General features: G+C 62.1%; 20 protein-coding genes. 6 read left to right on the top strand and 14 right to left on the bottom strand.

Annotated elements, in window-relative coordinates; all coding sequences use genetic code 11:
- Positions 1-859: 859 nt before the first annotated feature.
- The 8 genes from AOA60_RS14670 to AOA60_RS14635 form a co-directional block, all read right to left on the bottom strand.
- The gene (locus tag AOA60_RS14670; protein WP_099585021.1) at positions 860-2,035 is read right to left on the bottom strand and encodes a PotD/PotF family extracellular solute-binding protein; all 1,176 of its coding nucleotides are present in this window, start codon (positions 2,033-2,035) and stop codon (positions 860-862) included.
- A complete protein-coding gene (locus tag AOA60_RS14665; RefSeq protein WP_099585020.1) occupies positions 2,032-3,006 on the bottom strand; it encodes a GTP-binding protein in 975 nt (324 codons plus the stop codon). Before AOA60_RS14665 ends, AOA60_RS14670 begins: the two co-directional genes overlap by 4 nt.
- On the bottom strand, positions 3,003-3,302 hold the full coding sequence (locus AOA60_RS14660) for a hypothetical protein (protein WP_099585019.1): 300 nt from the start codon (positions 3,300-3,302) through the stop codon (positions 3,003-3,005). Before AOA60_RS14660 ends, AOA60_RS14665 begins: the two co-directional genes overlap by 4 nt.
- Positions 3,303-3,315: 13 nt before the next feature.
- The gene (locus AOA60_RS14655) at positions 3,316-4,065 is read right to left on the bottom strand and encodes an SDR family NAD(P)-dependent oxidoreductase (RefSeq protein ID WP_099585018.1); all 750 of its coding nucleotides are present in this window, start codon (positions 4,063-4,065) and stop codon (positions 3,316-3,318) included.
- Positions 4,066-4,142: 77 nt separating this feature from the next.
- Positions 4,143-4,904 carry an SDR family NAD(P)-dependent oxidoreductase gene (locus AOA60_RS14650; protein ID WP_099585017.1) on the bottom strand — a complete coding sequence of 254 codons (762 nt, stop codon included), beginning with the start codon at positions 4,902-4,904 and terminating at the stop codon, positions 4,143-4,145.
- 10 nt (positions 4,905-4,914) lie between these two features.
- A complete protein-coding gene (locus AOA60_RS14645; protein ID WP_099585016.1) occupies positions 4,915-6,255 on the bottom strand; it encodes an MFS transporter in 1,341 nt (446 codons plus the stop codon).
- 38 nt (positions 6,256-6,293) lie between these two features.
- Positions 6,294-7,172, bottom strand: a complete 879-nt coding sequence (locus AOA60_RS14640) for a polysaccharide deacetylase (RefSeq protein WP_003234086.1) — start codon at positions 7,170-7,172, stop codon at positions 6,294-6,296.
- Positions 7,173-7,183: 11 nt separating this feature from the next.
- Positions 7,184-8,506, bottom strand: a complete 1,323-nt coding sequence (locus tag AOA60_RS14635) for an amidase (protein ID WP_099585015.1) — start codon at positions 8,504-8,506, stop codon at positions 7,184-7,186.
- Between the two features lie 336 nt (positions 8,507-8,842).
- On the opposite strand from AOA60_RS14635, the gene AOA60_RS14630 reads away from it, so the two are divergent.
- The 6 genes from AOA60_RS14630 (at position 8,843) to cmoB (ending at position 15,414) form a co-directional block, all read left to right on the top strand.
- On the top strand, positions 8,843-9,832 hold the full coding sequence (locus AOA60_RS14630; RefSeq protein WP_099585014.1) for a GntR family transcriptional regulator: 990 nt from the start codon (positions 8,843-8,845) through the stop codon (positions 9,830-9,832).
- A gap of 124 nt (positions 9,833-9,956) precedes the next feature.
- Complete coding sequence (gene lon / locus AOA60_RS14625; RefSeq protein ID WP_099585013.1) at positions 9,957-12,377, top strand: endopeptidase La; 2,421 nt, start codon at positions 9,957-9,959, stop codon at positions 12,375-12,377.
- Between the two features lie 256 nt (positions 12,378-12,633).
- The gene (locus AOA60_RS14620) at positions 12,634-13,023 is read left to right on the top strand and encodes a protease inhibitor I42 family protein (RefSeq protein ID WP_099585012.1); all 390 of its coding nucleotides are present in this window, start codon (positions 12,634-12,636) and stop codon (positions 13,021-13,023) included.
- A gap of 1 nt (position 13,024) precedes the next feature.
- Positions 13,025-13,681 carry a lysoplasmalogenase gene (locus AOA60_RS14615; RefSeq protein WP_099585011.1) on the top strand — a complete coding sequence of 219 codons (657 nt, stop codon included), beginning with the start codon at positions 13,025-13,027 and terminating at the stop codon, positions 13,679-13,681.
- Between the two features lie 36 nt (positions 13,682-13,717).
- Positions 13,718-14,461, top strand: a complete 744-nt coding sequence (gene cmoA, locus AOA60_RS14610) for a carboxy-S-adenosyl-L-methionine synthase CmoA (RefSeq protein ID WP_099585010.1) — start codon at positions 13,718-13,720, stop codon at positions 14,459-14,461.
- Positions 14,458-15,414, top strand: a complete 957-nt coding sequence (gene cmoB, locus AOA60_RS14605) for a tRNA 5-methoxyuridine(34)/uridine 5-oxyacetic acid(34) synthase CmoB (RefSeq protein WP_099585009.1) — start codon at positions 14,458-14,460, stop codon at positions 15,412-15,414. The genes cmoA and cmoB overlap by 4 nt, the downstream gene beginning before the upstream one ends.
- 79 nt (positions 15,415-15,493) lie before the next feature.
- Here cmoB and tadA read toward each other — a convergent pair whose 3' ends face one another.
- From tadA to rnc, 6 genes are all read right to left on the bottom strand, one after another.
- Positions 15,494-15,991 (bottom strand): tRNA adenosine(34) deaminase TadA, encoded by a 498-nt coding sequence (gene tadA / locus AOA60_RS14600; RefSeq protein ID WP_099585008.1) that lies wholly within the window; start codon positions 15,989-15,991, stop codon positions 15,494-15,496.
- Positions 15,991-17,373 (bottom strand): multicopper oxidase family protein, encoded by a 1,383-nt coding sequence (locus AOA60_RS14595; RefSeq protein ID WP_099585030.1) that lies wholly within the window; start codon positions 17,371-17,373, stop codon positions 15,991-15,993. The genes tadA and AOA60_RS14595 overlap by 1 nt, the downstream gene beginning before the upstream one ends.
- 251 nt (positions 17,374-17,624) lie before the next feature.
- Positions 17,625-18,368, bottom strand: coding sequence for a pyridoxine 5'-phosphate synthase (pdxJ, locus tag AOA60_RS14590; protein ID WP_099585007.1), 744 nt, complete (start codon positions 18,366-18,368; stop codon positions 17,625-17,627).
- A 51-nt stretch (positions 18,369-18,419) separates the two neighbouring features.
- On the bottom strand, positions 18,420-19,109 hold the full coding sequence (gene recO / locus AOA60_RS14585; RefSeq protein WP_099585006.1) for a DNA repair protein RecO: 690 nt from the start codon (positions 19,107-19,109) through the stop codon (positions 18,420-18,422).
- 142 nt (positions 19,110-19,251) lie between these two features.
- Entirely contained in the window at positions 19,252-20,154 is a 903-nt protein-coding gene (era, locus tag AOA60_RS14580) for a GTPase Era (protein ID WP_043204836.1), read from the bottom strand.
- The gene (gene rnc / locus AOA60_RS14575; protein WP_032886446.1) at positions 20,147-20,836 is read right to left on the bottom strand and encodes a ribonuclease III; all 690 of its coding nucleotides are present in this window, start codon (positions 20,834-20,836) and stop codon (positions 20,147-20,149) included. Before rnc ends, era begins: the two co-directional genes overlap by 8 nt.
- Positions 20,837-20,948: the final 112 nt, after the last annotated feature.

Genomic DNA, 20,948 nt, shown 5'->3' with positions numbered 1-20,948 from the left:
AGAAAGCCTCCTCAGGAAAAGTGAGAACCTCAGTAGTTTAGACCTGAGGTTCTCGCCGGGCTGACCATCTCATTAGGGCTCTTGCCCCAACACTCGGCACCTCGCCTAGGCTCGGTGTGCCCTCACTCCGGCTTGAATCCGTGGGCCGCCGCGATGGGCCATCCTTGGCCCAGCGCGGCTAACCCGGCGTCCTGCCGGGTTACCCACGGATTCAAGCCTGCGTTCGGCCAGCGTGTTTTACGGGGCGCCTGAGATCAAGATCACAATCAAAAGCGCAGATCAAAAGACCGCTGACTTCGTCAGCGACAAGGATGTAAGAGCCAGATCAAAAGCAGATCTAAAGCAGATCCAAAGCAGGCTGAGATCTATCTGATATATGGAGATCAAAATGTGGGAGGGGCGGTGCGACGATTCGACTTGCCCCCGATGGGGGAGTGTCAGCTGATGCAGCTGTGACTGATCCACAGCTATCGAGGGCAAGCCCTCTCCCACATTTTTAACCCAGTACATCCGACACAACACCGGTCGGCTCTAAGGCCGCCGCGCTCTTGCTTTTGATCGGGAATCGCCCCGTCAACCACGATGGCCGGAATCCGATATTGATTTGGGGGGTAAACCGGCAGGGATGCCGGTTTAGCCGCCCTGCGCCATGGATGGCGCGTGGCGGCGGCCCCCCAAATCAATGTCGGATTACGGGCATGCCGAGCCTAGGCGAGGCACCGAGTGGTGGGGCGAAGGCCTTTTGGTTACTTTTGGGCCTTTCCAAAAGTGACCCGCCGTAAGGGCGGAACCATAGGCAGCCGTTACCCAAATAACGGATATGTACCCCGACAAACCCGGTAGCACCCAACCAACTCAATCAAACACACCGCGCCCGCATGAAATCCCCCCACCGGCGCACCAGGTAGTTGTGCTCATCCATCACCGAATTCCACACCGCGATATGCCCCATCCGCTGCTCATACGAGCCACCATCGCGCACCTCGCCGATATCAATCAACGGCAACCCATCACTCCCCAACAACTCTTCCCGAGCAGCCTTCCCGGCATACCAATAATCCCACTCAGCGCTGCTCAGGTGGTCGCGGCTGCGCGCCGGGTTGCCGATGTAGTAACCCTGGCGGGCCATAACCGCGCCGGGCCAGCCGGACAGCCACCAGTTGAGGTAGGCATAGGCCGCATCCAGCACCGGGCCTTGAGCATGGCGCGACAGTGACAAACCGCCAAACCAGGCGCGATAGCCTTCGCGGGGCACGGCCAGGCGGTATTTCACCCCGGCGCGATGCAAGCGCATCAAGGTCGGCGACCACAGGCTCTGGATATCAACGTTCGGGCTGAGCATCAACTGCGCCGCCTCTTCATCGTCGGACCAGAACGCCGCGAAGTGCCCCTCCTTCCGCTTGCGCACCAGAATGTCAGCCAACACGTCGATCTCTTCGATGCTCATGTTGCCGATGTCGTTAAAACGGGCCAGCCCTGCGCCCTGCACCGCCAGCGCGGCATCCAGGGCGCCGATGGCGGCGTCACTTTGCAGCGCCGTGCGCGCGCGCCAGGCCGGGTCCAGCAGCCAGCCCCAGCTCTCGTTGCCGTGGCAAAAGCCTTCGGGCAGACGCTCGGGGCGGTAGGCGAAACTGTCGGCATTGTGGGTCAGGGGCAGCATGCTGATGCGTTCGGTGACGGTGCTGCCGAGGCTGCCGTCGTGCTGCACGAATAAGCGCTCGCTGGGCACGCTGCCACTGCCCAGGCGGTCGCTGGAGGACAGGCGCCCGCGCTTGGGCAGGTCGTTGATCTCATGCCACAGCGCGATGCGGCGTGTATCGATGGGCTGGATCGCCCGGGCCGGCCACACAAAGTCGACGTTGTGAAACCACTGGTCGTACAGGTCGTAGCTGTCGGGATGCATCACCGCAATGCGCTGGGCCTGTTCGACGTCGTGCACCTGGTAGATCAGCCGAATGCCCAGTTCCTGTTCAGCCCGAACGCGCAAGGTTTCGAGCAAGGTCACGGAGGTGCCGAGGACACGTAGGGTGATCATCCGGCGAACCGCCGCGAGAACGCCTCAAAGGATCGCCGGAGCAGCGCCGGGTCCAGGCCGCGCAGGATAAACACCAGGCGCGATTGCCGATCCGTGCCCGGCCATGCAGGCAAATGAACCGGGGCATGCAGGCAGTGCTGCACGCCATGAATGACGATGGGGGCGTTGCTGGCGTTCACGTTGAGCAGTCCTTTGACGCGAAGGATTCGTTCGCCGTGGCATCTTAACAGCATCGACAACCACACCCCGAAACCCACCCAATCCAGCGGCTGGTCGAAGGTCAGGCTGCACACTTGCGCCGCGCCGTGGGTGGCGCTGGTGGTTTGATGCAGTTGCCAGCGGCTGACTTCCACCGTCGGCTCGGCGCTGCGCAGGCCCTCGCCGAGCAGCAGTTGATCGCCGCTGTGGATGTCATGGGTGTTGAGGATCGGCGTGCCGGCGTTGAGTGCCCGCAGGTGCGCCCGCAGTGGCTCGCAGTCGCCCGCCAGGTCCGTCTTGCTCAGCAGCAAACGGTCCGCGGCCGCCACCTGGGCCAGCCACTCCGGGTGCAGGCGTTCTTGCAGGGCGGCGTGGCTGGCGTCGACCAGGGTGATCACCAGGCCAATGTGAAAACGCCCACGCAATTGCACATCGTTGTTCAGGGTGGCGAGGATCGGCGCCGGGTCGGCCAGGCCGGTGGTTTCCAGGATCACCCGTTTGAACGCAGGTATTTCGCCACGCTCACGGCGTTGCAACAGGCCGAGCAGCGCGTCCTTGAGTTCGCCACGGATCGAGCAGCACACGCAGCCGCTGGGCAGCAGAACGGTGTCGGGCGCGACTTCTTCGACCAACAGATGGTCGATGCCGACGTCGCCGAATTCATTGATCAGCAGCGCGGTATCGCCAAGGCTTTCGCCTTGCAGCAGGCGCTTGAGCAAAGTGGTCTTGCCGCTGCCGAGGAAGCCGGTGATGACATTCAGGGCGATGCTCATGGGGCGGACTCCAGGTGATCCAACAGCCGGGCATCGAGGGGGTCCAGCGGGCGGCCGAGCATGGTTTCGGCCGCCTGCCAGAGTTGATCCAGGCCGCTCGCCAATGCCTGTTTGCCGGTGGCGCCCAACAGCAGATAGGAGGCGCCCTGGAAGTCTTCGACCTTGAGCCGGAACACCGCCAACACCTGGTTGATCGCCGCAATACGGCGCAGGCGCTCGCGGCGCCGGGGCAATTCGTCGCCCAGGGGGTCGCTCCAGTGCAGGTCTTCGCCGAGCAATCCGCAGAGTCCGCACATGGCTACACCTCACTCATGGCATGACGTCGCCGGAGTTCGGGCCCAGGGTCTGGCCGACGAACAGATTGCCGCCCGGCTCGCTGGCGAGCAGCACGGCGGTGGGCGCGACTTCATCCGCCAAACCGAAGCGGCCCAGGGGCAGTTCGGCAGCCTTGGCGCGTTTCCAGTCGTCGCTGATACCGCCGACCAAAGGCGTTTCAATCGGGCCAGGGGCGATGGCGTTGACCAGCACATTGTCCTTGGCCACTTCCAGCGCCAGGGATTTGGTAAAGCCGATCACGCCGGCCTTGGCGGCTGCGTAGTGAGTCAGTTCGGCGCCGCCCTTGATGCCCAGTTGCGAGGCCACATTGATGATCCGCCCCCAACGCTGCGCGACCATGTGAGGCAAGGCGCGCTGGCTGGCGACGAACACACTGGTGAGGTCGACGCGCAGCATGTCGTTCCACATTTCGATGGACAGATCGACGCAACGCGCCTGGGTCAGCATGCCGGCGTTGTTGACCAGAATGTCGATGCCGCCGAAGTGTTCGACGCAACGGTCGACACTGGCTTGGGCGCCTTCGACGGTGCCCACATCAGCCAGGCATTCGAAGACCTCGGCACCGAGGTTGCGGCAGGTGATCGCGGTTTCGGCGAGGCTGGCCGCGTTGCGGTCGGCCAATAACAGACGCGCGCCTTCAACGGCGTAGGCGCGGGCGATGGCAGCGCCGATGCCGCTGCCGGCGCCGGTGATCACGGCCCGGCGGGTAGTCAGTTGGTTCATGCAAAAACTCCTGAAAAAATCCACTTCCAATGTGGGAGGGGGCTTGCCCCCTCCCACATTTTGATCGAGTACACCTGTTAGTCAGGCCAGCGCACAGTGAGGCCGCCGTCGATGACGATGCTCTGCCCGGTCAGATAACTCGACGCCTCACTGGTCAAAAACTGCACCAGCGACGCCACCTCATCAGCCCGCCCTACCCGCCCCAACGGAATCGCCCGCGCTGCTTTCGCCAAGCCCTCCGGCCCCAGCGAGTTTTTCGCGTCCAGGGACTGCGGCGTCTCGATCAACCCAGGGATCACCGCATTGCAACGAATGCCCAAGCCCGCCAATTCCACCGCCAGCGACCGGCACAAGCCCGGCACACCGGCCTTGGCGGCGGCATAGTGCGAGTGTTCCTGCCAGCCGTACACGCCACCGGCAATCGAGGAAATCGCCACCAGCGCGCCGCCTTCCTTCATGTGCCGCGTCGCCGCACGGAAGGTGCGCATCACCCCCGTCAGGTCGACGTTGAGCATCTCGTCCCACAGCGCATCGGTCATCTCCAGCAGCGGCGCGCGACGCAGCAAGCCGGCGTTGGCGACCGCGTAATCCAACCGGCCGAAGTGCTGCACGGCCTGTGCGGCCAGGGCGTCCACCGAAGCGGTATCGCCCACGTCCAGCGGCAACATCAGGCATTCGCCACCGGCCTGTTCCACCAGGTCGACAGTGGCTTGCGGGTCGTGCGGGTCGGCCGGGTAATACCCGCCCACCACTGCCACGCCGCTGCGCGCATAGGCCACGGCGAGGGCTTGGCCGATGCCGCTGGCGGCACCGGTAATCAAGGCAACTTTACGACTCATCAATGGCTCCTTATTGAACGGTTTCCGGACGCACATGGCGGGCGGCAAACATCAACATGCCGGACAGGAAGCACGGCAACGCGCCGAACCACAGCGCAGCGGTCTGCCAGTCGCTGCCGGCGGACAACACTTGGGTCGCACCGAAGCCTGCGACCACTGCACCAATCGGCCCCATGGCATGGATGATTGCGCCACCGGTGGCGCGGATGCTGGTGGGGAAACTTTCGCTGATAAAGAACAGCGCCGCCGAGTACGGCCCGATCAGGAAGAACAGGCCCAGGCTGTAAAGCCCGACCACCATGGCCATGTTGCTTGGGCCAAACAGCATGCCGGCGAACGACAGCCCGCCGAGCATCCAGCCCAGGCCGATCACGTTGCGGCGGCCGATCTTGTCGCCCATCCAGCCATGGCTGAGGTAGCCGCAGTAACCCACCAGGTTCGACAGCACGAGGATGATCAACGAGTTCTCGAACGAGATGTGGTGCACGCTGACGATCACCGACGTGCCAAGCACGCTGAACACCTGGATCGCTGCCCAGTTGAGCAGCAGCGCCGCGCCGATCACCAGCGTGGCGCGACGGGCCGGGCCACGGAACGCCGCTTTGAGGCCAGCCTTGCTGTGTTCGTCGTAATCCACGCCGTAGGTCACGGCGACGTTCTGCGCTTCTTTCACCGCGCCGCTTTTACGCAGTTCGCTGATGCGCTGGTGGATCTGGAACTGTGGGCTCTCCTTGAGCTTGCGCGCCATGATCGCGATTACTACCGCAGGGATCGCGGCGAAAATGAAGCAGCCCTGCCAGCCGATGATCGGCAGCAGCAACGCGGTCAAACCGGCGGCGATCAACGCACCGACCGGCCAGCCGCCCTGCACCAGGCTGTAGATGAAACCGCGGCGTTTGGTCAGGCGCGGGTCTTCCGAGGCGCCATACAGTTCGGTCAGATAGGTGGCGTTGACGGTTTCCTCGGCATACCCCAGGCCACCCAACGAACGGATCAGAATCAGCGGCGACTTGCCCCACGCGCCGCCAATGGCCGTCAGCGCCGAGCACAGCGCAGAGCCGGCCACGGTGAAAATAATCCCTTTACGGCGGCCCAATTTATCCACGATTGGGCCGATGGCCAGGGCAACCACGGCAGTACCCACCGCCACCCAGGTCGCGATTTCAGCTTGCTCCACTTCACCCCAGCCAAAGTGTCGGCCGATCTCCGGCAACAGCGTGCCGAACAGGATGAAGTCATACACCGCAAACACCCAGGCAAAAAACGCGATCCAGGTGGCGAAGCGCACTTCCTGGGACGTCAGTTGCCGGGGTTTCCAGCCAGTCAGGTCAAGCTTGTTGTAGATGGACATAATCGCGCCTCGGGAGGTGGGGGCTGCTTGGGTTGGGATCAGGTACGCGGCTGGCGGCGGATAAAGTCGTCGGCGATTTCGTCGAAGGTGACGAAGCGCACGCCGGCATGGCTCTGGATGTGTTCGATCAGGCGCTCAAGCATCAACAGCACTTGCGGGCGGCCGGACACGTCGGGGTGAATGGTCATGGTGAACACCGCGTGTTCGTGTTCGCGGTAGACCCAGTCGAACTGGTCGCGCCACATTTCTTCCAGGTGACGCGGGTTGACGAAGCCGTGGCTGTTGGGGGCTTTCTTGATGAACATCATCGGCGGCAGGTCGTCCAGGTACCAGTTGGCCGGGATCTCCACCAGGTCGGTTTCTTCGCCGCGTACCAAGGGCTTCATCCAGGTGTCGGGGTGCTGGCTGTAGTCGATCTTGGTCCAGCTGTCGCCCTTGCGCACGTAGTAGGGATGGAAGTCGTTGTGCATCAGGCTGTGGTCGTACTTGATGCCTTTTTTCAGCAGCAGTTCGTTGGTGACCTTGCTGAATTCCCACCACGGCGCGACGTAGCCGGTCGGGCGCTTGCCGGTGACCTGGGTGATCAGCTCGATGGATTTATCGAGGACGATTTCTTCCTGCTCGGCCGTCATCGCGATGGGGTTTTCGTGGCTGTAGCCATGCACGCCGATTTCGTGACCGGCGTCGGCCACCGCCTTCATCTGCTCGGGGAAGGTTTCCATCGAATGGCCGGGAATAAACCAGGTGGTGCGCAGGCCATAGCGTTCGAACAATTTGAGCAGGCGCGGCGCGCCGATTTCACCGGCGAACAGGCCACGGGAGATGTCGTCCGGCGAGTCTTCGCCGCCGTAGGAACCGAGCCAGCCGGCGACGGCATCCACGTCGACGCCGAATGCACAGAGAATGTCTTTAGCCATGATGTGTCTCCTTAAATGTTGAGTACGGATTCGACAGACAAGGCCGCGCGCAACAGCCGCGCGTCCTCCCCCGTCGGGGCGCTGAGCAGCAGCCCGGTGGGCAGGCCCTGGGCGTCGCGGCCGCTGGGCAAACTGACGCCTGGCATGTCGAGCAAACTGCCGGGCATGGTCAGGCGCAGGGTGGCGAGGTTGGTGCTGATGAACAGGTCATCGTCGGCTTCCAGCGGTGCCAGTGGCGGCGCGACATGGGCCACGGTGGGGGTGATCAGGATCGCGCCGTCGAGGTCGTCGAGCAGTTGCTGTTGCAGGCGGCGGCGCGCATCGGTCAGGTGGATAAGTTGGCTGGCCGGCAACGTGCGCGCAGCTTCGAGGCGGCGGCGCACGCGGGGGTCGAGTTGCTCGGCATCGGCGCTGTCGAGCAGGCTCTGGTGCAGGGCGAAGGCTTCGAAGGATCCGAGCCAGCCGTGGTGTTTGATCAGGTCCAGGGTGGCCTGGAAGGTCGGACATTCACGTTCTTCGATCAGCGCGCCTTGGGCCTGGAGTTGCGCCACGGCGCGCAGCAGGTTGTTGCGCACCGCAGGCTCGACGTCCTGCTGCGCCAACACAAAGCGCTGGCCCTTGAGGCTGCGGGCGTTGTGGGTCTGGGCGCGGCCATGGAGCAGGTCGTCGATGGCCAGCGCATCACGCACGCTGCGGGTCAGCGGGCCGAGGCTGTCGAGGGTGTGGGCCAGGGGAAACACGCCGTCACGGCTGTAGCGCCGACTGCTGCTGCGATAGCCGACCAGGCCGTTGAGGGCGGCCGGGATGCGAATGGAGCCAGCGGTGTCGGTGCCCATGGCAATCGGCACAATCCCGGCGGCCACGGCCACGGCCGAACCCGAGGACGAGCCGCCGGGAATACGCGCTTGGTCCGCCCCATGAGGGTTGGGCGGCGTGCCGAAATGCGGGTTCAGGCCCAGGCCGGAATACGCCAGTTCGCTGAGGTTGGTCTTGCCGACGCTGACCATCCCGGCGCGGCACAGCAGGCCCACGCTCGGCGCATCGAGCAAGGCAGCAGGCGCGTTGCGCCGGTAAGCCGCGCCGGCGGTGGTGACGCTGCCAGCCACGTCGAACAGGTCTTTCCAGGCCACGGGCACACCGTCGAACCTGCTCAAAGGTTGGCCGGCGCGCCACCGGGCAGCGGACGCTTCGGCTTCACGGCGGGGGCGCCCCGCGGGCAGGGGAAAGAAAACGCTGGCCGAGCGGCTCGCTTGATCGAGTGCCTGTTCGAGGGCTTGCACCGGGTCACTGCGACCGCTGGCGAAATCCTCGGCCATTGACGTGGCGTCTGACATCAGGAAAACCTCATAAAACGTACATATTCATAAAATGTACATTTTACAAAGGCAGCTTTCGTGCCAGTCTCTATTTCGCCTCGTGGAGCTGATTGCGGTTTTCCGTCCAGAACTGCGGGATAGATGGTTTGGATAAGGGCAAAAAAGTCTTGCGTTGCGTTCGTGAGTCGCCCTCAATGAAATAATGTATCTTTTATTAATAAGTACATTTTGGTGCAGAAAAGTAACAGAGGTAACTTTCAGGCCCCAAAAAAGTGCCAGCGACGTAGCACAGAGTGACAGGTGCAACTTATGAGAGAATCCCCGGCCACCGTCCTACAAGCCCCAGGGAACGTAATGAAAGCAGTGTCCGCCTCGGCCTCCCGTTACGCGATGATTCACCAAGTGTTGCGCGACGCGATCGTCAACGGCACCGCTCGGCATGGCCTGGTTTTACTGGAAGCGCCGTTGGCCGAATTGTTCGGCACCAGCCGCGTGCCGGTGCGCAAGGCCCTGGACCTGCTGCATGCCGAAGGCTTGATCTGCCGTTTCGCCGGCCGAGGTTATCTGATCAACCCCGAAGGGCTGGCCATGGAGCCGCTGCGGCTGCCGCTGAGCCATGCGCATCTGGGCCTGAACGGCGAGGCTGAACTGGTGGACACCCGGCCCTTGGGTGAGCGCATCGTCGAGGAGATCGGCGCGGCGCTGTCCACCTGCATTGCGTTCGGCCATTACCGCCTGGATGAACAAGCCGCCGCCGACCACTATGGGGTCAGCCGCGCAGTGGTACGTGAAGCGCTGATGCGCCTGCGCGACCGGGGCCTGGTGGAAAAAGAGCCTTATTCCCAATGGCTGGCCGGGCCCTTGACCGCACGGGAAGTCACCGAAGATTACGAATTGCGCGCCTGCCTGGAGCCCGAGGCCCTGCGCCAGAGCGCACCGGACCTCGACCGCGAGATGCTTGAAGCGATGTTGCGGCGGGTACTGGATGCCCAGGACAGCGCCGAGTGCAGCCTGGAAGCCATCGAACAGATCGAGGAAGACTTGCACCAGCGCTGCCTGGCCGGGATGCAAAACCGCAAGATCGCCGCACTGATTCGCCAGGGCCAGAGCCCGATGATCATCAGCCGGATTTTCTACCGTTTGCTGGGGATCGGCGCGGATCCGGCGATGTTGGCTGAACATCGCTTGATTCTGGAGCTGTTGCTGCATGGCGCGTTTGATGCGGCGGCGTTGAACCTGCGCGAACATTTGCAACGGGCACGCCAGCGGATGTTGCAGCGGTTGAAGGTGTTATCGGTATTGCCGGAGCAACCCCTACCCGCCTACCTGCACAAAATCAGCTGAATGCTCCCACATCGACCGCATGGCAGCAGATAATTTATGCAATATGTTGCTATCTCACTCCCACCATTGAAACCACTGCTGGCCCGCCCCATCTAACCTGCATACTTCCTTATGCAGGTGCCCCATGAGCGACCAGCAAGAATTCCCTGATTACGACCTCAACGATTACGCCGACCCAGAAAACGCTGAAACCCCTTCGTCCAATACCGGCCTGGCCCTGCCTGGGCAAAACCTGCCGGACAAGGTCTATATCATCCCGATCCACAACCGGCCCTTCTTCCCGGCGCAAGTGCTGCCGGTGATCGTCAACGAAGAGCCGTGGGCCGAGACGCTGGAACTGGTGAGCAAATCCGACCACCACTCGCTCGCCCTGTTCTTCATGGACACGCCGCCGGAAGATCCACGTCACTTCGACACCTCCGCGCTGCCGCTGTACGGCACTCTGGTGAAGGTGCACCACGCCAGCCGCGAGAACGGCAAGCTGCAATTCGTTGCCCAGGGCTTGACCCGCGTGCGCATCAAGACCTGGCTCAAGCACCACCGCCCACCGTACCTGGTGGAGGTCGAATACCCGCACCAGCCCACCGAGCCGACCGACGAGGTCAAGGCCTACGGCATGGCGCTGATCAATGCGATCAAGGAACTGCTGCCGCTCAACCCGCTGTACAGCGAAGAGCTGAAGAACTACCTCAACCGTTTCAGCCCCAACGACCCGTCGCCCCTCACCGACTTCGCCGCCGCCCTCACCTCGGCGACAGGTAATGAGCTGCAGGAAGTGCTGGACTGCGTGCCGATGCTCAAGCGCATGGAAAAAGTCTTGCCGATGCTGCGCAAGGAAGTCGAAGTGGCGCGCCTGCAAAAAGAACTCTCCGCCGAGGTGAACCGCAAGATCGGCGAACACCAGCGCGAGTTCTTCCTCAAGGAACAGCTCAAGGTTATCCAGCAAGAGCTGGGCCTCACCAAGGACGACCGCAGCGCCGACGTGGAGCAGTTCGAGCAGCGCCTGGAAGGCAAGGTGTTGCCGGCCCAGGCGAAAAAACGCATAGATGAAGAACTGAACAAACTGTCGATCCTGGAAACCGGCTCGCCGGAATACGCCGTGACGCGCAATTACCTGGACTGGGCAACCTCGGTGCCATGGGGCGTGTATGGCGAGGACAAACTTGACCTGAAACACGCGCGCAAGGTGCTGGACAAGCACCATGCCGGCCTGGATGACATCAAGAGCCGCATTCTCGAATTCCTCGCGGTGGGCGCCTATAAAGGTGAAGTCGCCGGTTCCATCGTGCTGCTGGTCGGCCCGCCGGGCGTGGGCAAGACCAGCGTGGGTAAATCCATCGCCGAGTCCCTGGGCCGGCCGTTCTATCGTTTCAGCGTCGGCGGCATGCGCGACGAGGCCGAGATCAAGGGCCATCGCCGCACCTACATCGGCGCCCTGCCGGGCAAGCTGGTGCAGGCGCTCAAGGATGTGGAAGTGATGAACCCGGTGATCATGCTCGACGAGATCGACAAGATGGGCCAGAGCTTCCAGGGCGACCCGGCTTCGGCGCTGCTGGAAACCCTCGACCCGGAGCAGAACGTCGAATTCCTCGATCACTACCTGGACCTGCGCCTGGACCTGTCCAAAGTGCTGTTCGTGTGCACCGCCAACACCCTGGACTCGATTCCCGGCCCGTTGCTGGACCGTATGGAAGTGATTCGCCTGTCGGGTTACATCACCGAAGAAAAAGTCGCCATCGCCAAACGCCACCTGTGGCCAAAACAGCTGGAAAAAGCCGGGGTCTCGAAAAACAGCCTGAGCATCAGCGACGGCGCCCTGCGCGCATTGATTGACGGCTACGCCCGCGAAGCCGGGGTGCGCCAGTTGGAGAAACAACTGGGCAAGCTGGTGCGCAAGGCGGTGGTCAAGTTGCTGGATGAGCCGAAGTCGGTGATCAAGATCGGCAACAAAGACCTGGAAAGCTCCCTCGGCATGCCGGTGTTCCGCAACGAACAAGTGCTGTCCGGCACCGGTGTGATCACCGGCCTGGCCTGGACCAGCATGGGCGGCGCGACGTTGCCAATCGAGGCGACACGTATCCACACGCTCAATCGCGGCTTCAAGCTCACCGGGCAGCTGGGTGAGGTGATGAAAGAATCCGCCGAAATCGCCTACAGCTACATCAGCTCCAACCTGAAGTCGTTTGGCGGTGACCCGAAGTTCTTCGACGAAGCCTTCGTGCACTTGCACGTACCGGAAGGCGCTACGCCGAAGGACGGCCCGAGTGCCGGGGTGACCATGGCCAGCGCGCTGTTATCCCTGGCGCGCAATCAAGCGCCGAAAAAAGGCGTGGCCATGACGGGCGAACTGACGTTGACCGGGCATGTGCTGCCGATCGGCGGGGTGCGCGAGAAGGTGATCGCGGCGCGGCGCCAGAAGATTCACGAGCTGATTCTGCCGGAGCCGAATCGCGGTAGTTTTGAAGAGCTGCCGGACTATCTGAAGGAAGGCATGACGGTGCACTTTGCCAAGCGCTTTGCGGATGTGGCGAAGGTGCTGTTCTGACAAACTTCTAGCGTCTGTGAAGGCCTCTGTGGTGAGCGGGCTTGCCCCGCGCTGGGTGGCGAAGCCGTCCCTGAAAAACGCTGCGCGCTGTCAGACAAAACCTGGCGTTCGGTTTTGGGCCCGCTGCGCAGCCCAGCGCGGCAAGCCCGCTCACCACAACAAGCAAGCTCACACTCACTTCTGTCATTTCCCTCCTGTCACACCTTGTCTCATCTTCGGTTATGCTCCCCCTTCGTCGTGTATTAACGGAGCCTTCATGACCGCTGCCCGCCTGTTTCTCCCCTTGAGCCTTGCCCTGCTGGCCGGATGCGCCAGTGCCCCCAAGCAAAACGTCAGCGTGGACAACCAGAGCGCCTGCCCACTCCAGCTTAAAACCGGGCAGAACCTGATCCTCACCCTGCCCAGCAACCCCACCACCGGCTACCGCTGGGCCATCCAGGATTCCGCCGGCGGGGTGCTGCGAGCGCTGAGCCCTGAGGTGTACAGCAGCTCGGAGTCCGGTGTGATCGGCGGTGGCGGCCAATCCACCTGGCGCTTCCAGGCGTTTACTGCCGGCCAGGGCCGTTTGCGTCTCACCTCCCAACAACCTTGGGAGCCGGAAGCCGAGCCGGCCGAGACTTTCGACTGCGCCATTACGGTGAACTGATATGCCCTGGCTGATTCTTGCGTTGATGGGCGCGGCCACGTTTATCTACGGCTTGAGCACCCACGCGATGTTGCTGTGTCTGCTGGTCAAGCCGCTGCCGGTATTGGCGTTGTTGGGTTGGCTGCATGACGCACCGCCCACCGACTATCGACGCTGGATCAGCCTGGGGCTGATTTTTTCCCTGGTCGGCGATGTGTTGCTGGCCTGGCCGGGCGACCTGTTTATCTTTGGTCTCGGCGCGTTTCTGTTTGCTCACCTCGCGTACCTCAAAGCCTACTTCAGCGATTGCCGTCGTTTGGCGTTGTTGCCATTGGCTCTCGCACTGGGCGTGGGCGCGATTCTGCTGAGCATCCTGATTTCCCATGGGCTCGGCGACTTGCTGATACCCGTGGTGGTTTACGCCTTGGTGATCAGCGCCATGCTCTGGCGTGCGCTGGCACGATTGGGCAGCGACGTGCCAAAACGCTCGGCAGTGTTGGCGGCGGCGGGCGCGGTGTCGTTTGTGTTTTCCGACGCACTGATCGGTATCAATCGCTTCGTGGTGGCATTCGAGGCGGCGCCGTATTTGTTGATCGCTACTTATTGGCTTGGCCAGTGGGGGATCACCGCATCAGCATTCCATCAGACAACCCGCGCACACGAGGGCCAACTTGGCTAAAATGCCGGCCTTTCCCCCATCGTCGCCGGAACAGCCGTGAGCAAAGAACCCGATCGCCTATTCGCCCAGCCCCTGCCCCAGGTGCCGGACTTCGCCTTTAACGAGGATGTGGTGCGGGTGTTCCCGGACATGATCAAGCGCTCGGTGCCGGGTTACCCCACTATCGTCGAAAACCTCGGCGTGCTGGCCGCGCAATTTGCCCAACCGGGTAGCGTGCTGTATGACCTGGGCTCTTCCCTGGGTGCCGTGACCCAAGCCCTGCGTCGCCATGTGCGCACCGAGGGTTGCCGGGTGATCGCTGTGGATAACTCGGCCGCGATGGTCGAGCGCTGCCGCGAATACCTCAATGGCCAGGACTCGATGTTCCAGGAGCTGCTGCCGGTCGAGGTGATCGACGGCGACATCCTCGCGTTGCAGTTCCAACCGGCTTCGGTGGTGGCGCTGAATTTCACCCTGCAATTTATCGCGCCCGACGAGCGCCTGGCCTTGTTGTCGCGTATTCGTCAGTCGCTGCTGCCTGGCGGTGCATTGATCCTCTCGGAAAAGCTGCGTTTCAATGACCTTGAAGAACATGCGCTGCTCACCGATCTGCATGTCGCGTTCAAACGCGCCAACGGCTACAGCGAACTGGAAATCGCCCAGAAGCGCAGCGCCATCGAAAACGTCATGAAGCCCGACAGCCTCGAAGAACACCGTGAGCGCCTGCTGGCGGCCGGGTTCTCGAAAGTCGTGCCGTGGTTCCAGTGTCTTAACTTTGCCTCGTTGATTGCCCTGCCATGATTGATCTGTCCCCCCTCGCCCGCCATTTGGTCGGTACTCCCCTGGCCGTATGGGCCCAAGGGCTGCAAGCGCAGCTCGACAGCAAAATGGAAAAAGGCCATGGCGACCTGGAGCGCTGGCAGAGTGCGTTGGATGCGCTGCCGAAGATCATGCCCAGCAACGTCGACTTGCTGAACGACCTGGTGCTGGACACCGACTGCGACGACGAAACCCGTGCGCAAATGCGCACCGCATTGTTAGGCCTGTGCCCGTGGCGCAAGGGGCCTTTTCACCTGTTCGGCGTGCATGTGGACACCGAATGGCGTTCGGACTGGAAGTGGTCGCGGGTCGCGCCGCACCTGGACCTCAAGGGCAAACGCATCCTCGATGTGGGCTGCGGCAACGGTTACTACATGTGGCGCATGCTCGGTGCCGGTGCCGACAGCGTAATTGGCGTGGACCCGAACTGGTTGTTCTTCTGCCAGTTCCAGGCGGTACAGCGCTACCTGTCCGAACCCAAGGCCTGGCACCTGCCATTCCCGTTTGAGGATTTGCCGGCGAACCTGGAAGGCTTCGACACGGTGTTTTCCATGGGCGTGTTCTACCACCGCCGCTCGCCCATCGAGCATTTGCTGGCGTTGAAGGACACCCTGGTCAAGGGCGGCGAGCTGGTACTGGAAACGCTGGTAGTGGAAGGCGATCAACAGCAAGTGCTGGTGCCGGAAGATCGCTACGCGCAGATGCGCAACGTGTGGTTCCTGCCGTCGGTGCCAGCACTGATGTTGTGGCTACGCCGCGCAGGATTCAGCGATGTGCGTTGTGTGGATGTGAGCGTGACCACAGTCGAAGAACAGCGTGGTACGGAGTGGATGAAGTATCAGTCGCTCAGCGACTTCCTCGACCCTGAGGATCACAGCAAGACCATTGAAGGACTGCCGGCGCCGATGCGGGCGGTGATCATCGCCAGGAAATAATCCCCAATCTCTCTGAAAAAGTGGAGATCAAAATGTGGGAGGGGGCAAGCCTCCTCCCACATTTGCTCATCCGTGTTCTTTAGATTGGCGGCTTGGCTCGGCGGGCCTTGAAGAATTCGCTCAAGACTGTGCCGCACTCCTCGGCCAGCACACCACCTTCAAACAACACCCGATGATTCAAAAAGCCCTGGGTAAAAAACTGCCCCTGGCTCTGCACAATCCCCGCCTTGGGCTCCAGCGCGCCATACACCACCCGCGCCACCCGGGAATGCACGATCAACCCCGCGCACATGCTGCACGGTTCCAACGTCACATACAGCGTGCTGCCCACCAGCCGATAGTTGCTGATGGCCTGGGCGGCGGCGCGGATGGCGACCATTTCGGCATGAGCGCTAGGGTCGTTGCCGCTGATGGGGCAGTTGAAACCACGGCCGATGATTTCGCCGTCCTGCACCAGCACCGCGCCCACCGGCACTTCGCCCAGTGCCGCGCCTTGGGCGGCGAGGGCCAGGGCTTCGCGCATAAAGTCCTGGTCGCGGCTGCGGTCGATGATCGCCGTGGGGCGAATCTGGCGCATCACGCCACCTCGATGGCGGCCATCAGGCCGGTTTCCATGTGGTCGATCACGTGGCAGTGGAACATCCACACCCCCGGGTTATCCGCCACCAATGCCACGCGGGCGCGCTCGTTCTTGCCCAGCAGGTAGGTGTCGGTGAAATACGGGATCACCTTGTGGCGGTTCGAGGCGATCACCTTGAAGCTCATGCCGTGCAGGTGGATCGGGTGCTGGTACTGGGTCATGTTCTTCAATTCGAAAATGTAGCTTTTGCCCTTCTCCAGCTTGGCTATCGGGCGGTCGGCGCAGGTCTTGTCGGTGATATCCCAGGCTTGGCCGTTGATCTGCCACAGGCTGGGCGGCTTGCCGTTTTCGACGTTGACCGACACCGAGCCGACCCACTCGAAATTGAAGTTGAGTTTTTCCGCATTGGCCAGGTCCGGCTCGGCGACCGGGTTCGCCGGCAGCGCGGGCGGCCATTCGGTGGGCGCATCGGTGTTGGCTACCGAGCGGAAGGTACCCAGGCGCACCGGTCCATTACGGATCGACAATTCTTCACCCGCAGGCGGTGCCTTGATCGCCAGGCAGATGCGCATGCCCGGGCCCAGCCAGTATTCCTTGCCCAGCGGGCGCGGTTCGATGGGATTGCCGTCCAGCGCGTAGATCTGCGCTTCGACGTCGGGAATGTTGATGCGGTAAGTCAGGGTGTTGTCGAGATTGAGCAGGCGCACGCGAGTGATCTGCCCGGCGGGCAAGTCGATCACTGCCTGGGACACACCGTTGATGGTCGACAGCCGCCCAGCCGTACCGCCACGTGCCGCTTCACGGGGGATGCTGAAGGCGACAAAGGCGCCCTCTTCATCGACGTGCCAGCTTTTCAGGCTGAGGGTGCGTTCGTGCTTGAAACCGGTGGGTTCGCGCTCTTCGATGATCAGCGGGCCGACCAGGCCACGGCCGAGTTCTTCGCTGCTGTTCACATGGGGGTGATACCAGTAGCTGCCTGCGTCGGGCACGCGGAATTTGTAGTCGAAGTACTCGCCGGGCAGTACCGGCAATTGCGAGACGTAGGGCACGCCGTCCATTTCCAGCGGCAGGCGGATGCCATGCCAGTGAATGGTGGTGGCGACCGGCAGGTGGTTGATAAAGCGCACCCGCAGCCATTCGCCTTGGCGCACACGCAACTCGGTACCCGGTGCCGAGGGGCCGAACGCCCAGGCTTGGGTCTTGTGGCCTGGCACCAGTTCCACGTCCAACGGTGCGGCAATCAGCTCGTAATCGTGACCCGCTTCGGATTCGGCGACTTTCCCCAGCCAGTAGCGGTAGGCGCCACCGGCACCGACGCCCACTACGGCCAGGCCTGCAAGACCACCCAGGATTTGTCGACGGGAAAAGGATCGGGACACAACAACCTCACGTATCTGCCACAGGCGCACGGCCTGCAAAGGGCAGATACGATACACCTGCATCGGCTAAACAGTAAGGCTTCGCATTGCCGCACAGCTGAATTGTAGACTGCGATGAAGATCAAAAATGTGGGAGGGGGCTTGCCCCCGATTACGGTGCATCAGATAAGAGTAGGCTGACTGACACACTGCTATCGGGGGCAAGCCCCCTCCCACATGTTGATCTCCATTGAATCTTATAGTGTGCTCGCTCAGGTCCTGGAAGCGGCCAGGATCAGGGCCTTCATCTCGGCCACTGCGCCTTTGAAACCGACGAACAGCGCGTGAGCCACCAGCGCATGACCGATGTTCAGCTCGTTGATGCCCTTGATCGCGGCAACAGCTTCCACGTTGTGGTAATGCAGGCCATGACCGGCGTTGACGATCAGGCCTTCATTGAGGCCGCAGTTCACACCGTCGATGATGCGCTGCAGTTCATCCGCCACTTCAGTCGGCGTGGTGGCATCGGCGTAACGGCCGGTGTGCAGTTCGATGGCCGGCGCGCCGACGCGACGCGACGCTTCGATCTGGCGCTCGTCGGCGTCGATGAACAGCGACACTTCACTGCCGATCTTCGACAGGCGCTCCACAGCGGCCTTGATCCGCGCTTCCTGGCCGGCCACGTCGAGGCCGCCTTCGGTGGTCAGCTCCTGGCGGGTTTCCGGGACCAGGCAGATGTGCGCCGGACGGATGCGCTCGGCAAACAGCATCATTTCTTCGGTGACGCCCATTTCGAAGTTCATGCGGGTTTGCAGCACGTCCTTGAGCAGCAACACATCGCGTTCCTGGATGTGGCGGCGGTCTTCGCGCAGGTGCACGGTGATGCCGTCGGCGCCTGCTTCTTCGGCATCCAGCGCGGCCTTGACCGGATCAGGGTAACGGGTGCCCCGGGCCTGGCGCAGGGTGGCGACGTGGTCGATGTTGACGCCAAGAAGAATGCGATTGCTGGTGGTCACGGAAGCGCTCCTGAATAGGGAAAGAAACGGTGCACAGCATACACGGGGATGTCAGGGCTTTCGAAACAACTCGCGGCTGACCAGCGGCCGTCCGCCCAGGTGCACGGCCAGGGCCTGGCGCATCAGGCGCTTGGCGGCGGACAAGGCGCCCGGCGCCGTCCAATCCGCTTCGCTCATGGCCAACAGCTCAGTGCCCTGGAACAGGCCCGGTTGCAGCAGATAGACACGCTCAAGGCCAGCGTCGACTTGCAGGCGGTACATGCCATCGGCGGCGATGGGCGCGCCGTGCAGGTCGTAGTGCAGGTCGAAACCGTAGCCGAGGTCATCCAGCAGGCGCCATTCGAACGCACGCAACAGGGGTTCCAGAGGACGGCCTTCGGCCAGGGCCAACAGCGTGGCGGCGTAGTGATCGAAGACCGCTGGGTGCGGGTCTTCGGCGGGCAGCAGACGAATCAGCAGTTCGTTGAGGTAGAGGCCGCTGAACAACGCATCGCCGTTGAGCCAGGCCGACGTGCCGACGCTTTCCAGGCGGCCGACGTTTTTCAGCTCACCCTTGCCGCGAAACTCCACATCCAACGCAACGAACGGCCGCGCCAACGTACCCGCCTTGCCCCTCGCACTGCGCAAGACTGCACGCAGGCGGCCTTGGGGCGTGAGGAAATCTACCAGCGCGCTGGTCTCGCGATAGGCGCGGCTGTGCAGGACATAGGCGAGTTGGCTGGGGGGTTGGGATTGGGACATGGGTTCTCTATCTTGAAAACAATACAAACCTAATGTGGGAGGGGGCTTGCCCCCGATGGCGGTGGTTCAGTCACTTATCTATTAACTGACCCACCGCTATCGGGGGCAAGCCCCCTCCCACATTTTTTGCCCTGCCGTGTCCTTACAGGTCGCCGTAGCCCAGGGAGCGCAGTGCACGCTCGTCATCGGACCAGCCGCCTTTCACCTTCACCCACAGGTTGAGCATGATCTTGGAATCGAACAGCAATTCCATGTCTTTGCGCGCTTCGGTGCCGATGCGCTTGATGCGCTCGCCCTTGTCACCAATGATGATTTTCTTCTGGCCGTCACGTTCGACGAGGATCAGCGCATGGATATGCAAGGTCTTGCCCTGCTGCTTGAACTCTTCGATTTCAACGGTGATCTGGTACGGCAGCTCGGCGCCCATCTGGCGCATGATTTTCTCGCGCACCAGTTCGGCGGCGAGGAAGCGGCTGCTGCGGTCGGTGATCTGGTCTTCCGGAAAGAAGTGCTCGTTCTCCGGCAGGTAGCCGGCGATCACGCGCTCCAAGGCTTCGAGGTTGTGACCGTGCTGGGCCGAGATCGGCATGATCTGGGCGTTCGGCAGTTGTTCCTGCAACCAGGTCAGGTGTGGCATCAACTCGGCTTTGTCTTCGATGCGGTCGGTCTTGTTCAGCGCGACGATCAATGGCCCGGTAACGTACTGCACACGCTCAAGGACCATCTGGTCTTCGTCAGTCCACTTGGTGCGGTCGACCACGAAGATCACCACGTCGACGTCTTTCAACGCCGCCGAAGCGGTCTTGTTCATGTAGCGGTTCAGGGCTTTCTCGCCGCCTTTGTGCATACCAGGTGTGTCGACGTAGACCGCTTGCACGGTGCCTTCGGTCTTGATGCCCAGCATGTTGTGGCGAGTGGTCTGTGGCTTGCGCGAGGTGATCGCGAGCTTCTGGCCGAGGATGTGGTTGAGCAGCGTGGACTTGCCCACGTTCGGGCGGCCAACGATGGCAACATAGCCACAGCGTGTTGCGGTTGAATCAGTCATGGCCATTCTCCACGCCCAGGGCAATCAGTGCTGCAGCGGCCGCTACCTGTTCGGCAATACGACGGCTCACACCCTGACCTCGGCTTTTTTCATTCAGTAAGGTGATTTCACATTCCACGAAGAATACGCGGCAATGGGGCTCACCCTGGATATCCACCACTTCGTAGCGTGGCAGTTCGCAACCACGGGACTGCAGGTATTCCTGCAGGCGGGTCTTGGGATCTTTGTTAGTGTCGACCAGCGTGAGGCTTTCAATCTCCGAAGCCAGCCAGGCGACCACGCGCTCCTTGGCCGTTTCCATCCCTGCATCGAGGTAGATCGCACCGATCAACGCTTCGAGGGCATCGGCCAGGATCGACTCGCGACGGAAGCCGCCGCTTTTCAATTCGCCGGACCCCAGGCGCAGGTACTCACCCAGGCCGAAACCACGGGCCAGTACGGCAAGGGTCTCACCTTTTACCAGGCGCGCACGCAAGCGCGACAGCTGGCCTTCGCGCGCTTGGGGGAAGCGTTCGAACAGCGCCTCACCGGCGGCGAAATTGAGAATGGCATCACCGAGGAATTCCAGGCGCTCGTTATTACGCCCTGCAAAGCTGCGGTGTGTGAGGGCAAGGATCATCAATTCCTGATCCTTGAAGGTGTAGCCGAGCTGGCGCTCTAAACGACTTAGCGAAACGGTCACGGTTTATCCATACCTAGTTGCTGCATATCTAGTGGGTGGCACCGGCGGCCATCGACGATTGACGCAGTGTTCAAATTCACATCCTGATGGTTACAGCCTGGAGCCGGAATTG

It is taken from the genome of Pseudomonas sp. 2822-17 (genome assembly GCF_002742485.1).
GTDB classification, from domain to species: domain Bacteria; phylum Pseudomonadota; class Gammaproteobacteria; order Pseudomonadales; family Pseudomonadaceae; genus Aquipseudomonas; species Aquipseudomonas cyclaminis.
This window is presented reverse-complemented; position numbering and strand designations above follow the sequence as displayed.

What these genes read in the sequence shown, in the direction of transcription:
- AOA60_RS14620 (WP_099585012.1), top strand. Translation starts at nt 12,634, where the DNA reads ATGACCGCTGCCCGCCTGTTTCTCCCCTTGAGCCTTGCCCTGCTGGCC.
- AOA60_RS14655 (WP_099585018.1), bottom strand. Translation starts at nt 4,065, where the DNA reads ATGAACCAACTGACTACCCGCCGGGCCGTGATCACCGGCGCCGGCAGC.
- AOA60_RS14660 (WP_099585019.1), bottom strand. Translation starts at nt 3,302, where the DNA reads ATGTGCGGACTCTGCGGATTGCTCGGCGAAGACCTGCACTGGAGCGAC.
- recO (WP_099585006.1), bottom strand. Translation starts at nt 19,109, where the DNA reads ATGTCCCAATCCCAACCCCCCAGCCAACTCGCCTATGTCCTGCACAGC.
- AOA60_RS14645 (WP_099585016.1), bottom strand. Translation starts at nt 6,255, where the DNA reads ATGTCCATCTACAACAAGCTTGACCTGACTGGCTGGAAACCCCGGCAA.
- AOA60_RS14665 (WP_099585020.1), bottom strand. Translation starts at nt 3,006, where the DNA reads ATGAGCATCGCCCTGAATGTCATCACCGGCTTCCTCGGCAGCGGCAAG.
- AOA60_RS14650 (WP_099585017.1), bottom strand. Translation starts at nt 4,904, where the DNA reads ATGAGTCGTAAAGTTGCCTTGATTACCGGTGCCGCCAGCGGCATCGGC.
- lon (WP_099585013.1), top strand. Translation starts at nt 9,957, where the DNA reads ATGAGCGACCAGCAAGAATTCCCTGATTACGACCTCAACGATTACGCC.
- era (WP_043204836.1), bottom strand. Translation starts at nt 20,154, where the DNA reads ATGACTGATTCAACCGCAACACGCTGTGGCTATGTTGCCATCGTTGGC.
- AOA60_RS14635 (WP_099585015.1), bottom strand. Translation starts at nt 8,506, where the DNA reads ATGTCAGACGCCACGTCAATGGCCGAGGATTTCGCCAGCGGTCGCAGT.
- AOA60_RS14640 (WP_003234086.1), bottom strand. Translation starts at nt 7,172, where the DNA reads ATGGCTAAAGACATTCTCTGTGCATTCGGCGTCGACGTGGATGCCGTC.
- AOA60_RS14630 (WP_099585014.1), top strand. Translation starts at nt 8,843, where the DNA reads ATGAAAGCAGTGTCCGCCTCGGCCTCCCGTTACGCGATGATTCACCAA.
- AOA60_RS14615 (WP_099585011.1), top strand. Translation starts at nt 13,025, where the DNA reads ATGCCCTGGCTGATTCTTGCGTTGATGGGCGCGGCCACGTTTATCTAC.
- AOA60_RS14670 (WP_099585021.1), bottom strand. Translation starts at nt 2,035, where the DNA reads ATGATCACCCTACGTGTCCTCGGCACCTCCGTGACCTTGCTCGAAACC.
- tadA (WP_099585008.1), bottom strand. Translation starts at nt 15,991, where the DNA reads ATGCGCCAGATTCGCCCCACGGCGATCATCGACCGCAGCCGCGACCAG.
- cmoB (WP_099585009.1), top strand. Translation starts at nt 14,458, where the DNA reads ATGATTGATCTGTCCCCCCTCGCCCGCCATTTGGTCGGTACTCCCCTG.